General features: G+C 73.1%; 12 protein-coding genes and 1 tRNA gene. 8 read left to right on the plus strand and 5 right to left on the minus strand.

Translation table 11 applies throughout. The features are described 5' to 3' along the window. Positions 1-2: 2 nt before the first annotated feature. From H299_RS0103670 to fdhD, 5 genes are all read right to left on the minus strand, one after another. The gene (locus tag H299_RS0103670) at positions 3-761 is read right to left on the minus strand and encodes an anti-sigma factor (RefSeq protein WP_027747305.1); all 759 of its coding nucleotides are present in this window, start codon (positions 759-761) and stop codon (positions 3-5) included. Beyond that, positions 758-1342, minus strand: a complete 585-nt coding sequence (locus tag H299_RS0103675) for a sigma-70 family RNA polymerase sigma factor (protein WP_027747306.1) — start codon at positions 1340-1342, stop codon at positions 758-760. Before H299_RS0103675 ends, H299_RS0103670 begins: the two co-directional genes overlap by 4 nt. 198 nt (positions 1343-1540) lie before the next feature. Beyond that, complete coding sequence (locus tag H299_RS0103680) at positions 1541-2380, minus strand: aldo/keto reductase (protein WP_027747307.1); 840 nt, start codon at positions 2378-2380, stop codon at positions 1541-1543. Positions 2381-2517: 137 nt separating this feature from the next. Then, complete coding sequence (locus H299_RS0103685; protein WP_027747308.1) at positions 2518-4344, minus strand: long-chain fatty acid--CoA ligase; 1827 nt, start codon at positions 4342-4344, stop codon at positions 2518-2520. Positions 4345-4557: 213 nt separating this feature from the next. After that, a complete protein-coding gene (fdhD, locus tag H299_RS0103690) occupies positions 4558-5424 on the minus strand; it encodes a formate dehydrogenase accessory sulfurtransferase FdhD (RefSeq protein ID WP_027747309.1) in 867 nt (288 codons plus the stop codon). Positions 5425-5617: 193 nt separating this feature from the next. Between fdhD and H299_RS0103695 the strand changes: the two genes are divergently transcribed. The 8 genes from H299_RS0103695 (at position 5618) to H299_RS0103730 (ending at position 13902) form a co-directional block, all read left to right on the plus strand. Beyond that, on the plus strand, positions 5618-6103 hold the full coding sequence (locus H299_RS0103695; protein WP_027747310.1) for a phosphatase domain-containing protein: 486 nt from the start codon (positions 5618-5620) through the stop codon (positions 6101-6103). Between the two features lie 195 nt (positions 6104-6298). Beyond that, complete coding sequence (locus H299_RS0103700; RefSeq protein ID WP_027747311.1) at positions 6299-7480, plus strand: ROK family transcriptional regulator; 1182 nt, start codon at positions 6299-6301, stop codon at positions 7478-7480. Positions 7481-7655: 175 nt separating this feature from the next. Beyond that, complete coding sequence (locus H299_RS0103705) at positions 7656-9224, plus strand: sugar ABC transporter ATP-binding protein (RefSeq protein ID WP_027747312.1); 1569 nt, start codon at positions 7656-7658, stop codon at positions 9222-9224. 59 nt (positions 9225-9283) lie between these two features. Beyond that, positions 9284-10225 carry an ABC transporter permease gene (locus H299_RS0103710; RefSeq protein WP_486587166.1) on the plus strand — a complete coding sequence of 314 codons (942 nt, stop codon included), beginning with the start codon at positions 9284-9286 and terminating at the stop codon, positions 10223-10225. Continuing rightward, positions 10222-11292 (plus strand): substrate-binding domain-containing protein, encoded by a 1071-nt coding sequence (locus H299_RS0103715; protein WP_051262099.1) that lies wholly within the window; start codon positions 10222-10224, stop codon positions 11290-11292. The genes H299_RS0103710 and H299_RS0103715 overlap by 4 nt, the downstream gene beginning before the upstream one ends. 28 nt (positions 11293-11320) lie before the next feature. Then, positions 11321-12535 (plus strand): Gfo/Idh/MocA family protein, encoded by a 1215-nt coding sequence (locus H299_RS0103720; protein WP_027747315.1) that lies wholly within the window; start codon positions 11321-11323, stop codon positions 12533-12535. 24 nt (positions 12536-12559) lie between these two features. Further along, positions 12560-13570, plus strand: a complete 1011-nt coding sequence (locus H299_RS0103725) for a sugar phosphate isomerase/epimerase family protein (RefSeq protein WP_027747316.1) — start codon at positions 12560-12562, stop codon at positions 13568-13570. A 247-nt stretch (positions 13571-13817) separates the two neighbouring features. Continuing rightward, positions 13818-13902: transfer RNA gene (locus H299_RS0103730), tRNA-Leu, on the plus strand. The last annotated feature ends 88 nt before the right edge of the window (positions 13903-13990 follow it).

A 13990-nucleotide genomic window follows, 5' to 3' on the forward strand; every position in this document is an offset into this window, starting at 1 on the left:
GCTCAGGCGTCCGGGAACGCCATCTGGGCCAGCGGCTCGGACGTCGGCCGGGGCGAACCCCCCGCGGGCTCGACCGTGAGGCCCATCCCGGAGGCACCGGCGACCGAGCCGTCCATGAGCACCGTGTCGTCGGCCGCCGAGGCGTCCAGGAGCCCCGCCGGGCGCATCGTGTCCCCGTCGCTGAACCACAGCTGGTAGACCTTCCCGCTCGGCGGGCTGGGCAGGTCAGAGGCGAAGAAGGCCGCCCGGTCCCGTTCGCGGGAGACCACTACCGAGGCCGTGCCGCCGTCCGGCAGCGCACTCGCGGTCACCTTCGCGTCCGGTGCCGCCAGCACCGAGGCCAGCGACCCGGCCCGCGCCTCGGCGCGCTCCGCCTGCTGCCGGGCGTCCTCGGCGGCCTGGTACTGCCACACGGCGACCCCGCCCAGCGCCGCCGCCGCGGCCAGCGCCGCCGCCAGCCCGAAGTGCCGCAGGGCGCGGGCGGACCGGCCCCAGCCACCGCCGGAGCGCTCCGTGCGCGGCAGCCGGGGCGGCTCCTGCCGGACGCTGGCGATCTCCCGCAGCACCGCCTCCCGGAGCCCGGCCGGCGGTGTCGTGGTGACGGCGAGTCCCAGCCGCTCGGCGGTGGCCGTCAGCTCGCGGACCTCCTGGGCACAGGGCGGGCAGACCTCCAGGTGCCGTTCGAACTCGGCCCGCTCCGCGGCGGGCAGCGCGTGCACGCTGTAGGCACCCGTGAGCGTGTGCAGGTCGGGGGCGGTCACGCGCTCACCCCCAGGCAGTCGCGCAGCCGGATCAGACCGTCGCGCAGCCGGGTCTTGACCGTGCCCAGAGGCGTCGCCAGCAGTTCGGCCACCTCCCGGTAGGTGAGTCCGCGGTAGTAGGCAAGGGTCACGGACTGGCGCTGCACCTCGGTCAGCGTGCGCATGCAGCGCCGTACCTGCTCCCGCTCCAGCCTGGCCTCCACCTGCTCGGTGACCTCGTCGAACGCGGGGGTCTGCGACAGCATCGCCGCCCGGTGCTCGCGGTCGGCCGCGGACTGGGCGGAGCGGACCCTGTCCACCGCACGGTGGTGCGCCAGAGTGAGCACCCAGGACATGGCGCTGCCGCGCTCCGGACGGAAGCGCGCCGCGCACCGCCACACCTCCACGAGCACCTCCTGGGTGACCTCCTCGGACTGGGCCGGGTCCCGCAGGACGCTGCGGACCAGGCCCAGTACCGGGCCCGCGACGACGTCGTAGACCGCGGTGAACGCCTCCTGGTCACCGCGGGCCACCTGGCCGAGCAGCTCCCGCAGGTCGGGGCCGGGCTCCTGCGGACCGGCCAGGCGGGCGGACTGCCTCATGGGCGTCCCCCGCCGACGGCCGCCGCACGACGTGCGCGGTACGGCGGGGGGTGGGCGTCGGTAACTCTCATACGTTCCTCCGGGACGGGAGCGGGCGGGCACGCGGCCCGCACACGGGGACAACGGTGGTTCGTCGCCGGAGGCACTGCGGATTGGTCCGGATTCCGCCCTTCGCGCGGGAGCGGGCCACGGGCGGGCTCAGAAGTCGGCGTCGTCCGGGTCCGCGCCCAGCCGGGTGCCGGTGTCCAGGGCCGCGACGGCCGCCAGGTCGGCGGCGTCCAGCTCGAAGCCGAACACGTCGGCGTTCTCCTTGATCCGGGCCGGGGTGACGGACTTGGGGATGACGACGTTGCCCAGCTGGAGGTGCCAGCGCAGGATGACCTGGGCCGCCGTCCGTCCGTGCTTCTCGGCGAGCGCGACGATCGCCGGCTCCCGCAGGATGTCACCGCCCTGGCCGAGCGGGGACCACGCCTCGGTGAGGATGCCGTGGTCCGCGTGGAAGGCGCGCGGCACCGGCTGCTGGAGGCGCGGGTGCAGCTCGATCTGGTTGACCGCCGGGACGGTCCCCGAGTCCTCGATCACTCGGTGCAGATGCTCGGGCTTGAAGTTCGAGACGCCGATCGCCCGGGTGCGGCCCGTCTCGAGCAGCTCGCCGAAGGCGCGCCAGATCGTCACGTAGTCGTCGCGCATCGGCCGCGGCCAGTGGATGAGGTACAGGTCCACCTGGTCGAGCCCGAGGCGGGCGAGCGAGGCGTCCATCTCGCGCAGCACTCCGTCGCGCGTCCAGGTCTCGGACGCGCTGTTCCACAGCTTGGTCGTCACGAACACCTCCTCGCGCGGCAGCCCGGACGCCGCGATGGCCGCGCCGGTGCCCTTCTCGTTGGCGTACACCGCAGCCGTGTCGATGCTGCGGTATCCGGCCTCCAGCGCGAGGCCCACGGCGTGCGCCGCCTCGTCGTCGGGCACCTGCCAGACGCCGAAGCCGAGCTGCGGCATGCTGACGCCGTTGTTGAGCGTGAGGGCGGGGGCATGGCTCACGGGGATCGTTCCTCACCTGCTGATCGGGGATGGTGCTCTCTCCAGGGCCCGAACGAACACGGCGGGCGATTGATTCCGGCCGGGCGTCCCGCCGGGCGTACGGCCGGCCGGCCCGCATCGCGAGGCGCGGCGCGGGCTCAGGCGTGGTAGAGCGCCTGGATCTCCACGCCGTACGCCTGCTCGATGGCCTTCCGCTTCAGCTTGAGGGACGGCGTCAGCAGCCCGTGCTCCTCGGTGAACGGCGCGGCCAGTATCCGGAAGGTGCGGATGGACTCGGCCTGGGAGACCTGGGTGTTCGCCGACACCACGGCACGCCGGATCTCGGTCTCCAGATCCGGGTCCCGCACCAGGTCGGCGGCGCCCATCCCCGGCTTCCCCCGCGTCCCCAGCCAGTGCCGCACAGCCTCCGGGTCCAGGGTCACCAGCGCCGAGACGTACGGCCGGTCGTTGCCCACCACGAGGCACTGCGCCACCAGCGCGTGCGCCCGTACCCGCTCCTCCAGCGCGGCGGGCGAGAGCGTCTTGCCGCTGGAGGTCACCAGCACCTCCTTCTTGCGGCCGGTGATCGTCAGATAGCCGTCCTCGTCCAGGGCACCGAGGTCACCGGTCGCCAGCCAGCCCTCGCGGAGCGCTTCCGCGGTGGCGCGCGGGTTGTTGAGGTATCCCTGGAAGACCTGGCCGCCGCGCAGCCACACCTCACCGTCCTCGGCGATGCGCACCGTGGTGCCGGGCACCGGGCGGCCGACGGTGCCGAAACGTGTCTGCTCGGGGGGATTGGCGGTGGCCGCCGCCGTCGACTCCGTCAGCCCGTACCCCTCGAACACCCGGATGCCCGCGCCGTCGAAGAACAACCCGAGCCGCCGCTCCATCGCGCTGCCGCCGGACATCGCGTGCCGGCAGCGCCCGCCCATCGCCTCCCGCAGCCTGCCGTAGACCAGCTTGTCGAACATCTGATGGCGCATCCGCAGTCCCGCGGCCGGGCCGGGGCCCTCGCCGAACGCCCGGCGCTCGGACGCCTCCGCGTACCGCACCGCGGTCTCCACCGCCTTGTCGAACGGCGCCAGCTTCCCGTCCACCTCCGCCCTGCGGCGCGCGGAGGCGAAGATCTTCTCGAACACGTAGGGCACGGCGAGGACGAAGCTGGGCCGGAAGGAGGCCAGATCCGGCAGGAGCGCGGCCGAGGTGAGCTGCGGCTGGTGGCCCAGCCGGACCCCGCCGCGGATCGCCGCGACCTGGACCATGCGGCCGAAGACGTGGGAGAGGGGCAGGAAGAGCAGCGTGGAGGCCTGGTCGTCCGGCTTGGAGCGGAAGACCGGCTCGTAGCGGCGGACGATGTTGTCGGTCTCCGCCATGAAGTTGGCGTGCGTGAGGACACAGCCCTTGGGGCGGCCGGTGGTGCCGGAGGTGTAGATCACGGTGGCCACCGTGTCGGGGGTCAGGGCGCGCCGGTGGCGGTGCACCACCTCGTCGTCCAGGTGGGCGCCCGCCGCCGTCAGCTCCGTCTCGGCGCGCGCGTCCAGCTGCCAGAGCCGTTTGAGCGAGGGCAGCCGGCCGATGACGGAGCCGACCGTCATCGCGTGGTCCTCGTGCTCCACGACGGCGGCGGAGACGTCGGCGTCGTGCAGCATCCAGTACACCTGCTCGGCCGAGGACGTCGGGTAGACCGGCACCGGCTGGGCGCCGATCGTCCAGAGGGCGAAGTCGAACAGCGTCCACTCGTAGCGGGTGCGGGACATCAGGGCCACCCGGTCGCCGAAGCGGACCCCCTCGGCGAGCAGGCCCTTGGCCAGCGCGAGCACCTCATCCCGGAAGGCGCCCGCGGTGACCTCCCGCCAGACTCCCGCCGCGTCCTTGCGGGCGAGGGCGGGGCGGCCCGGGTCCGTGGCGGCGTGCTCGAACACGGCGTCCGCCAGCCCGCCTGCCTGGGGCGCCGTCGCCTCGGCGGGGACGGTGAACTCGTGCAATGGTGACGCTCCGGTGTGCGTGGTGCCGCGGTGCGCGGCGCCGTCATGCGGGGCACAGTGCCGCGACCGTATCGGATGGGAGGCGGCGGGGGGAGACGTTCGGTACTGGCCGGTAGGGCAATTGCGGTCACTTCGGAAGGCGCCTACCCGGTCGTTGCACAGCGCCCGTGATTCCTGCACGGAACCTCCCCGGCGGCGCCCGCGGTGCGGCGCTCAGGCCGTGGGAGCGGCGCCGCCGTCCAGGCCGCCGAGGTCGATGCGGTGCGCGCCCGCGTAGACGTTCATGGAGGCGCCCCGCAGGAAGCCGACGAGCGTCAGACCGGCCTCGTGCGCCAGGTCGACGGCGAGGGAGGAGGGCGCGGAGACGGCGGCCAGCACCGGAATCCCGGCCATCACCGCCTTCTGCGCCAGCTCGAAGGAGGCCCGCCCGGAGACGAGCAGCACGGTGTCCCCGAGCGGCAGGCGGCCCTGCTGGAGGGCGCGGCCGACCAGCTTGTCGACGGCGTTGTGGCGGCCGACGTCCTCCCGTACGTCCAGCAGTTCGCCGGCGCCGGTGAACAGCGCCGCCGCGTGCAGGCCGCCGGTGCGCTCGAAGACCCGCTGCTCCCGGCGCAGCCTGGTGGGCAGTTCGCTCAGGACCTCGGGGGTGAGCGGGCCCGGCCCGGCGCCGGCGGCCTCCAACGGCCAGCGGGTGCGCGTCCGTACGGCGTCCAGGCTCGCCTTGCCGCACAGCCCGCACGAGGAGGTGGTGTAGACGTGGCGCTCCAGACTGATGTCCGGTACGGCCACGCCCGGGGCCAGCCGCACGTCCACGACGTTGTACGCGTTGGCGCCGTCCGGGGTGTTGCCCGCGCAGTACGCGATGCGCGCGACCTCCGCCGCGGCGCCGACCACGCCCTCGCTGACCAGGAAGCCGGCCGCGAGCGCGAAGTCGTCGCCCGGGGTGCGCATGGTGATGGCCAGCGGGCTGCCGTTCAGCCGGATCTCCAGCGGCTCCTCGGCGACGAGGGTGTCGGGGCGCTCGGTGACGGCGCCGTCCCGTACGCGGATGACCGGGCGGCGCGTGGTGACACGGCCCATCGGCGTTCACTCCTGGCTGGCTCGTGCGTCGGCTGGTGCGTTGGCCGGTCCATTCTCGCGTACGCCGCGAGCCGCATGCCGCCGCTCCCTCATCCACCAGGAATTACGGGACAGCCCTTATACGCTGGCCGCGGGTGCGGTGCCGCCGTGGCGCCGCGGGAGCCGTGCGCGGGCGCGGGGTGAGGACGGGCGGATGACGCGAGCGCGCCCCCTGGCGGTGTTCGACCTGGACGGCACGCTGTCCGACACCCGCCACCGCCTCCACCACGTGCGTTCCTCGCCCCGCGACTGGAACGCCTTCTTCCGCGAGGCCGCCGCCGACCCGCCGCTGGAGGCGGGCGTGGCGCTGGCGCTGGAGTGGGCGCGGACCTGCGATCTGGGCTACGTCACCGGCCGCCCGGAGCGCTGCCGCCGCGCCACCGTGCGGTGGCTGGCCGAGCAGGGGCTGCCGACCGGCGACCTGTGGATGCGCGGTGCCGACGACCGGCGGCCCGCCCGTGTCACCAAGCTGCGGCTGCTGGAGCGGCTCGCGGGCGAGCGCACGGTCGCGGTGGTCGTCGACGACGACCAGTTGGTGTGCGACGCGTACCGGGCGGCGGGCTTCCGGGTCGTACGGGCCGACTGGATGCCCGACGCGCCGACGCTGGGCGAGGCGCAGGAGAAGCACGGCCGTACGTGAGGGAGGTTGGCGCCCGCCCCTTTGTCCTGACACTGGAGAAAGTTCGAAGGATTCCTGCACGACTTCTTCCCAGCCGTGCCCGCCGCTGCTACGTTCCTCGTGAATTCCCGGCCTGGGCTCCACGCACCGGGAGCCGGCGCCGGGACCGGTGTCCCCGTGCCGGCGGTCAGGGGAGGGAGGGGTGAAGTGAGGCGAATGACAGCTCGGCCCGCGAACGCACATCAGGCGCGGCTGCTCCGGCTGCTGCGTGACGGCGGGCCCAACTCCCGTGCCCGGCTGGGCGACGAGGTCGACCTCTCGCGGTCGAAGCTCGCCGTCGAGGTGGACCGGCTGCTGGAGACCGGTCTGGTGGTGGCCGACGGGCTCGCCGCCTCCCGGGGCGGACGGCGGTCGCACAACATCCGGCTCTCCCCAGGGCTCCGCTTCCTCGGTATCGACATCGGCGCGACCTCGGTCGACGTGGCGGTCACCAACGCCGAGTTGGAGATCCTGGGCCATCTGACCCAGCCGATGGACGTGCGCGAGGGACCGGTGGCGGTCTTCGAGCAGGTCCTGACGATGGCCGGGAAGCTGCGCGACTCCGGTCTCGCAGAGGGCTTCGACGGCGCGGGCATCGGAGTGCCCGGTCCGGTCCGCTTCCCCGAGGGCGTACCGGTCGCACCCCCGATCATGCCCGGCTGGGACGGCTTCCCCGTACGGGAGGCGCTCAGCCAGGAGCTGGGCTGCCCGGTCATGGTGGACAACGACGTGAACCTGGTGGCCCTGGGCGAGCAGCACGCGGGAGTGGCCCGCTCCGTGCGGGACTTCTTCTGCGTGAAGATCGGCACGGGCATCGGCTGCGGCATCGTGGTCGGCGGCGAGGTCCACCGGGGCACGTCCGGCAGCGCCGGGGACATCGGGCACATCCAGGTCGACCCCGACGGACGCCGGTGCGCCTGCGGGAACCGGGGCTGCCTGGAGGCGACCTTCAGCGGTGCGGCACTCGCCCGCGACGCCGAGTCGGCCGCCCGTGACGGACGTTCACCCGAACTCTCCAGCAGGCTGGAGCGGTCCGGGCGCCTGACCGCCGCCGACGTCGCCGCCGCCGCGGCGGCGGGTGACAGCACCTCGCTCGACCTGATCCGCGAGGGCGGCGCGTGCACCGGACAGGTCATCGCCGGACTCGTCAGCTTCTTCAACCCCGGACTGGTGGTGATCAGCGGCGGCGTGACCGGCCTGGGCCACACGCTGCTCGCCAGCATCCGGACGCAGGTCTACCGCCGGTCGCTGCCCCTGGCCACCGGAAACCTTCCCATCGTGCTCGGTGAACTGGGCCAGGCCGCCGGGGTGACCGGCGCGACCCGCCTCATCACCGACCATCTCTTCTCCCCGGCCTGAGCGCCGGGACCGCACGCCGAAGCCGCACCCCCCGAGGACCCCCGCACCCCGCGGTGCGCCGGTCGCCCCTGTTCAGCGCACCGCAGCAACCCCGGCACCGCAGCACCGCTGCCCGCCCGCACCCCTCGCACCCCCCTTACGGCTCCCCCCTGCCCGTATGCACGGAGGCTTCGCCATGGCACCACTGCTCACCATGTCCGGCATCACCAAGTCCTTCCCCGGCGTACGCGCGCTCGACGGCGTGGACCTCGACGTCGAGGAGGGCGAGGTGCACGCCCTCCTCGGCCAGAACGGTGCCGGGAAGTCCACCCTGATCAAGGTCCTCGCCGGCGCGCACCAGCCCGACGAGGGCGAGATCACCTGGCAGGGGGCGAAGGTCCGGCTCACCGGCCCGGTGGCCGCCATGCGCCTCGGCATCGCCACCATCTACCAGGAACTCGACCTGGTGGAGCACCTGTCGGTGACCGAGAACGTCTTCCTCGGCCACGAGGTCGCCACCCGGGGCTTCATCCGCCCCCGCGAGGCCCGCGCCCGTACCGCCGCACTGCTCAGCCGGCTGGGCCACGGCGAGATCGACCCGGGCACGCTGGTGGGCACGCTGCCCGCCGCCGGGCAGCAGATCGCCTCCATGGCACGCGCCCTCTCCCACGAGGTCCGGCTCATCGTGATGGACGAGCCCTCGGCCGCGCTCGACCCGGACGAGGTGGACAACCTCTTCCGGATCGTCGGGGACCTGACCGCAGGCGGCGTCGCCGTCGTCTACATCTCCCACCGGCTGGAGGAGATCCGCCGGATCGGCGACCGCGTCTCGGTCCTCAAGGACGGCCGGGTCGCCGCGCGCGGCCTGCCCGCCCGGACGACCGACACGCGCGAGGTCGTCGCGCTGATGACCGGGCGGGACATCGAGTACGTCTTCCCCGAACGCCGTACGCCCCCGCCCCCGGTCCCGTCCGAAGGCGCGGACGCGGACGCCGCCGCGACGGGCACCGGGCGAGGCCCGGCCCCGCCGCCGCCCGTACTGCGCGCCGAAGGGCTCAGCCGCGAGGGCGAGTTCGCTCCCCTCGACCTGGAGCTGCACGCCGGCGAGATCGTCGGGCTGGCCGGGCTCGTGGGCTCCGGCCGCTCCGAGATCCTGGAGACCCTCGCGGGCGCCCGGCGCCCCACCCAGGGCCGGATAGTGGTGAACGGCGAGCCGCTGCGCCCCGGTTCGGTGCCGGCCGCCGTTCGCGCCGGTATCGGGCTGGCCCCCGAGGAGCGCAAGGCGCAGGCCCTGCTGATGCTGGAGTCGGTCACCCGCAACGTCTCCCTCTCCTCGCTGCCGCGCTTCTCCACCGGCGGCTGGCTGGACCGCAGGGGCGAGCGCGCCGCCGCCCGCAGCGGCACCCGCGACCTGTCGCTGAGCCCCGGCGACCCGGACCGCCCGGTGCGCACCCTCTCCGGCGGCAACCAGCAGAAGGTGGTGCTGGCCCGCTGGCTGCTGCGCCGGTGCCGGGTGCTGCTGCTGGACGAGCCCACCCGGGGCGTCGACGTCGGCGCCCGCGCCGAGCTGTACGCCGTGATCCGCCGCCTCGCCGACGAGGGCGTCGCCGTCCTGATGGTCTCCAGCGAAGTGCCCGAGGTCCTCGGCCTCGCCGACCGGGTGCTGGTGATCCGCGAGGGACGGATCGTCCACACGGCCCCCGCCCCGGAGCTGGACGAGCACCGGGTCCTCGACCTCGTCATGGAAGGAACCCCGACGTGCTGAGCACCACGGCCAGTGGGCAGAAGACCACCCCGGAGCCACCGGTCAGGTCCCGGCGGAGGCTGGCGCTCGGCCGCCTCGACCTGGGCCACGTCTCCCTGATCGCCGTACTCGCCATCCTCACGCTGGTCGGCGGACTGACCAAGCCGGCCGAGTTCCTGAGCACCGACAACCTCCAGCTCATCCTCACTCAGGCCTCGGTCATCGGCGTGGTCACCGTCGGCGTCACCTTCGTGATCATCGGCGGCGGCATCGACCTCTCCGTCGGCGCCGTCGTCGCGCTCGCCTCGGTGTGGGCCACCACCGTGGCCACTCAGGAGTACGGGCTGATCGGCATCCTGGGGTGCGCCCTGCTCGTCGGCCTGGGCTGCGGGCTGGTCAACGGCCTGCTCATCGCGTACGGGCCGATGGTCCCCTTCATCGCCACCCTGGCGATGCTCGCCTCCGCCCGCGGACTCGCGGAGCAGATGAGCGACGGCAAGACGCAGATGGTCACCGTGGACGCGGTGCTCGACCTGGGCCTTCCGGACGCGTACGTGCTCGGCGTCCCGCCGCTGGTGATGATCTTCGCGGCCGTCGGCGTGATCGGCTGGCTCGTGCTCAACCGCACCACCTTCGGCCGCCGCACCGTCGCCGTCGGCGGCAACCCCGAGGCGTCACGGCTGGCCGGCATCGCAGTCAAGCGCCAGCGGCTGCTGCTGTACCTGCTCTCCGGCCTGTGCTGCGGCATCGCCGCGTTCATGCTGATCGTCCTGACCGGCTCCGGCCAGAACAGCAACGGCAACCTCTACGAACTCGACGCCATCGCCGCCGCGATCATCGGCGGCACGCTGCTCAGCGGCGGCCGGGGCACCATCACCGGCTCCGTGCTCGGTGTCCTCATCTTCACCACCATCACCAACCTCTTCGCTCTCAACAACCTGGAGAGCGCCGTCCAGGAGATCGCCAAGGGCGCCATCATCGTCGCCGCCGTACTGATCCAGAAGGGTCGTAAGACAGCATGAGAAAGATCGCGAAGACCCCGGTCGGCCCGCTGCTCTCCTCCCGCAGGGGACTGATCTTCGGCACCGCCGCGGCGGGCGCCCTGTTCGCCACCGGGTGCACCAGCAACGAGAGCAACGACGACGCGGACGGTGAGGACAAGCAGGCCGCGAACACCACGGACGACAAGCCGGGCAAGAAGGTCACCATCGGCTTCGCGGGCCCGCAGGCCGACCACGGCTGGCTCAACGCCATCAACGCGCAGGGCAAGGAGCGCGCGGAGGAGTACGAGGACGTCACCCTGGTGACCACCGAGGGCTCCAACGACACCGCCCAGCAGCTCGGCCAGATCGACACGCTGATCAACAAGAAGGTCGACGTCCTGATCATCCTGCCCGCCGACGGCAAGGCGCTGACCCGGGCCGGGCTCAAGGCGATGCGCGCGGGCATCCCCGTCATCAACCTCGACCGGATCTTCAACTCGCCCCAGGCCTACCGCTGCTACGTCGGCGGCGACAACTACGGCATGGGCCTCAACGCCGGGCACTACATCGGCGAGCAGCTCAAGGGCAAGAAGGGCGCCAAGGTCGTCGAACTGGCCGGGACGGACAGCCTGGAGCTGACCGGGCAGCGGACCCAGGGCTTCGACGACGCCCTCAAGAACTACCCGAACATCAAGAAGGTGGCTCGCCAGTCGGCCGAGTTCACCGTCGAGTCGGGGCAGGCCAAGATGGCCGAACTGCTCCAGGCCGAATCCTCCTTCGACGCGCTGTGGAACCACGACGACGACCAGGGCGTCGGCGCCGAACGGGCCATCAAGCAGGCCAGGCGCGACGAGTTCATCATGGTCGGCGGCGCCGGCTCCAAGCACGTCATGGACGCCATCAAGGCGGACGACACCGTCATGAAGGCCACCGTCCTGTATCCCCCCACCATGGCGGCCTCGGCCGTCGACCTGGCCCGCGCGCTCGGGCAGGGCAAGGGGGTGAGCGGCCTGGCGTCGCTGGAGATCCCGGCCTCGCTGACCCTCTACTCCGCCGTGGTCACCAAGGAGAACGTCGACGAGTACCTGCCCAGCGGCTTCAGCTGACCGACACGTCCCGACCGGGAGGAGCTACATGCCGTACGACACCTCCGCGCCCACCCTGGGCGTGGGCATGATCGGCTATGCCTTCATGGGCGCCGCGCACTCGCAGGGCTGGCGCACCGCGGGCAGGGTCTTCGACCTGCCGCTGAGCCCCGTCCTGAGCGCCGTGTGCGGTCGCGATCCGGAGGGCGTACGGGCGGCGGCCACGCGGCTGGGGTGGGCGGCCAGCGAGACGGACTGGCGGGCGCTGATCGCGCGCGACGACGTCGACCTGGTCGACATCTGCACCCCGGGCGACAGCCACGCCGAGATCGCCATCGCCGCGCTGGCCGCGGGCAAGCACGTGCTGTGCGAGAAGCCGCTGGCCAACTCGGTCGCCGAGGCCGAGGCGATGGCGGAGGCCGCCCGGGCCGCCCGGCGGCGGGGGCGGCTGGCCATGGTCGGCTTCAACTACCGCCGGGTGCCCGCCCTCGCGCTGGCCCGCCGCATGGTCGCCGACGGCCGGCTGGGCACCCTGCGGCACGTACGGGTGACCTACCTCCAGGACTGGCTGGTGGACCCGGACTTCCCGCTGACCTGGCGGCTGCGCCGGGAGCTGGCCGGTTCGGGCGCGCTGGGCGACCTGGGCGCACACGCTGTCGACCTCGCCCAGCACCTGAGCGGCGAGCCGCTGGCGGGCGTGTCCGCGCAGACCGCGACGTTCGTCGCCGAACGGCCGCTGCCCCCGGGCCGCACCGGCAGCGAGGACGGGGTGCGGCAGAGCGCAGGGAGCGGGGCGAGGCGCGCGGCCAGGGGCGCGGTCACGGTCGACGACGCGGCCCTTCTCCATGGCCGCCTCACCTCCGGCGCGCTCGCCTCCATCGAGGTCAGCCGGGTCGCGGCGGGCCGTAAGAACGCGCTGTGCGTCGAGCTGAACGGCACCCTGGGCTCGCTCTCCTTCGACCTGGAGCGGCTCAACGAGCTGTCCTTCCACGACGAGACGCTGGACGTGGCCGAGGCGGGCTTCCGCCGCATCCTGGTCACCGAGCTCGCCCACCCCTACCTGGAGGCGTGGTGGCCGCCGGGCCACGGGCTGGGCTACGAGCACACCTTCGTGCACCAGGCGCGCGACCTGGTGCACGCCGTCGCCGACGGCGCGGGCCCGCGCCCGGACTTCGAGGACGGCCTCCAGGTCCAGCGGGTGCTGGCGGCGATCGAGGAGAGCGCCGCGAAGAACTCCGTCTACACCGCCGTCCCCACGGACTGAAGCACGAAACAGAGGAGTTGCACGATGCCGCGATCCTTCACGCTCTTCACGGGGCAGTGGGCGGACCTGCCGCTGGAGGAGGTCTGCCGCCACGCCCGCGACTTCGGCTACGACGGCCTCGAACTGGCCTGCTGGGGCGATCACTTCGAGGTCGACAGGGCGCTGAACGAGCCCGGTTACCTGGAGGGCCGCCACCGCCTGCTGGAGCGGTACGGGCTGCGCTGCTGGGCCGTCTCCAACCACCTGGTGGGTCAGGCGGTCTGCGACGACCCGATCGACGAACGCCACCAGGCCATCCTGCCCGCCCGCATCTGGGGCGACGGGGAGCCGGAGGGCGTACGTCGGCGCGCGGCGCAGGAGATGGCGGACACCGCCCGTGCGGCGGCGGCCTTCGGGGTGCGTACGGTCGTCGGCTTCACCGGCTCCTCGATCTGGCACCTGGTCGCCATGTTCCCGCCCGTACCCCCGCACATGATCGACCGCGGGTACGCGGACTTCGCCGACCGCTGGAACCCGATCCTGGACGTCTTCGACGCGGAGGGCGTGCGCTTCGCCCACGAGGTGCACCCCAGCGAGATCGCGTACGACTACTGGACGACGCACCGCGCACTGGAGGCGATCGGCCACCGGCCCGCGTTCGGGCTGAACTTCGACCCGAGCCACTTCGTGTGGCAGGACCTGGACCCGGCCGGGTTCCTCTACGACTACCGCGACCGGATCTACCACGTCGACTGCAAGGAGGCCCGGCGGCGGCTGGACGGGCGCAACGGCCGGCTGGGCTCCCACCTGCCCTGGGGCGACCCGCGCCGCGGCTGGGACTTCGTCTCGGCCGGACACGGCGACGTGGCGTGGGAGGACGTCTTCCGGATGCTGCACTCCATCGGCTACGACGGCCCCGTCTCGGTGGAGTGGGAGGATGCCGGGATGGACCGGCTCCAGGGCGCGCCGGAGGCGCTGCGCCGGCTGAAGGCGTACGACTACGACCCGCCCGCCGGCTCCTTCGACGCCGCCTTCGGAGGCGGTGGGGAGGCCTGAGCATCCGGCGCGCACGCCGCGCCGTGAAGACGTCGTCCGTGGTCCGAGGGGGACCGCGGGCGGCACCGGCGGCGGGTGCGGGGACGCCGACCCCCGCCCGCCGCCGACCTGCGGACAGCCACGCAGGGTGAGCGCGGCCGGACGCCGTGCACTCTCCGTCCGGCGGGCCTTTACGCAGATGAGAACCGCCCCGAAGTCTTGGTATGGTGTTCCTCGTCGCCACGGCAAGCACTGTGGGGCATCACCCGTCCGGGTGGCGGAATGGCAGACGCGCTAGCTTGAGGTGCTAGTGCCCTTTACAGGGCGTGGGGGTTCAAGTCCCCCCTCGGACACTCCGGAGTATTGACGCAACGGCGTCCTGCGCGGTGGCGAAAGCCGCTGACGAGGGCGCCGTTTCGTCGTTCGCGTGGCCTGGTCCGG

It is taken from the genome of Streptomyces sp. CNH287, assembly GCF_000424825.1.

Coding starts and splice junctions, on each gene's coding strand:
- fdhD (WP_027747309.1), bottom strand. CDS start 5,424: ATGGGCCGTGTCACCACGCGCCGCCCGGTCATCCGCGTACGGGACGGC.
- H299_RS0103705 (WP_027747312.1), top strand. CDS start 7,656: ATGGCACCACTGCTCACCATGTCCGGCATCACCAAGTCCTTCCCCGGC.
- H299_RS0103695 (WP_027747310.1), top strand. CDS start 5,618: ATGACGCGAGCGCGCCCCCTGGCGGTGTTCGACCTGGACGGCACGCTG.
- H299_RS0103675 (WP_027747306.1), bottom strand. CDS start 1,342: ATGAGGCAGTCCGCCCGCCTGGCCGGTCCGCAGGAGCCCGGCCCCGAC.
- H299_RS0103715 (WP_051262099.1), top strand. CDS start 10,222: ATGAGAAAGATCGCGAAGACCCCGGTCGGCCCGCTGCTCTCCTCCCGC.
- H299_RS0103725 (WP_027747316.1), top strand. CDS start 12,560: ATGCCGCGATCCTTCACGCTCTTCACGGGGCAGTGGGCGGACCTGCCG.
- H299_RS0103700 (WP_027747311.1), top strand. CDS start 6,299: ATGACAGCTCGGCCCGCGAACGCACATCAGGCGCGGCTGCTCCGGCTG.
- H299_RS0103720 (WP_027747315.1), top strand. CDS start 11,321: ATGCCGTACGACACCTCCGCGCCCACCCTGGGCGTGGGCATGATCGGC.